This window comes from Hymenobacter agri (assembly GCF_054778495.1).
The window spans coordinates 1-1,089 of the sequence record NZ_BAAGZM010000970.1 but is presented as its reverse complement, the minus strand read 5'-3'; the positions used below and the strand labels follow the sequence as shown (position 1 = coordinate 1,089).

At 60.6% G+C, this 1,089-nt stretch carries 3 protein-coding genes; all 3 read right to left on the bottom strand.

From position 1 onward, the window contains the following. Nucleotides 1-187 (bottom strand): hypothetical protein (locus ACYVDE_RS23785; protein WP_460504002.1); only part of this gene is annotated, 187 nt, incomplete at its 3' end. A 57-nt stretch (nt 188-244) separates the two neighbouring features. After that, nucleotides 245-760, bottom strand: coding sequence for a Riean_0653 family protein (locus ACYVDE_RS23780; protein ID WP_460504001.1), 516 nt, complete (start codon nt 758-760; stop codon nt 245-247). A 130-nt stretch (nt 761-890) separates the two neighbouring features. After that, on the bottom strand, nt 891-1,089 hold a 199-nt coding region (locus ACYVDE_RS23775; protein ID WP_460504000.1), incomplete at its 5' end, for a hypothetical protein.

Sequence of the window (1,089 nt, the reverse complement as noted above, 5' to 3'; positions counted from 1 at the left end):
GGGCCACCACGGTGCCGCCGAGGGCCTCGGCGGCGCTTTGCAGGACGGCGGCCAACGCCTTGATGGCAGCCACCGGGCTATTGGCGGCGGCCGTGGCCGTATAGCGCAGAAAGGCTAGGAAGGTGGGCCGGCTGCACCGGATATCGGCAAAATGGTTGGTGTAGAGGTCGTGGTAGGGCGCGCCCATTGGGTTGAAATGGGAGTTGGTGAATGGATGAAAAGGATATGGGGGAAAGCGCTGCTATTAATCGGTGCGCAGGTCGAAGCGCCCGTCGGTGATGTGCACGGTTTTGCTCGTCGTCGCGCTCACCGCCTCGAACTCGAACGTGCCAGCGATGATGTGCTGTACCGTATCTAGGCGGCTAAGGTGTAACGTGCCTGCGCCGGAGGTAGTGACTCGGTAAGAGTCCGTCAGGGTTGAGAAATTACAAGTCACCCCGTTGCGCTCGGCTAAATCGCAGATTGCTGTATTGGGCTGCATTGGTTCCACGTGAATTCCGAATTGATATCTATCATTAGAAGTGATTTTATTAGCCGTGAACCAAAAGATTTTATTAGCATAATATGCTTTCCAAGAAGGAATATTAAGGCTGCCTTCGGGCAGCCAGACCTGGCCATCGACACGAAAGCCGATGGTGTTGCTCCCGTTTTGGGTGATGGGCGGCAGCGCGGGGGCGGCCGGCTGCGGGTCGTTCTTTTTCCAGCGGCACTGGCTCAGCAGCATGGCCAGGACCAGCAGGGGAAATAGCTTGCGCGGCATGGTGGGTAGACCAAAAGGCGAAAGGGGGAAAGGAGGATGCCAATGTACTGCTTTCGCACGATATCCCTCAGCGTTGCGCCCCACAAAGCACACAGCAGCAGCGTCAATGGGCGGCCGGGCAAAGCCCCGCCTACCGCCGCCCCACGCGCCACTCGGCCGCCACCTCGAAATACGGCAGCACCCGGCGCGTTTCCTGGGCCAGGTCGGCGGCGGCGTAGCTGCTGCCGCCGCTATATGTACCCTTGCCCGGCTGGTAGGTGTAGTAGGTACGCAGCCACTGCAGCCACAGGCTGGCGGCCAGCGTGAGGCCCCCGGCGCGCCGCTCGATG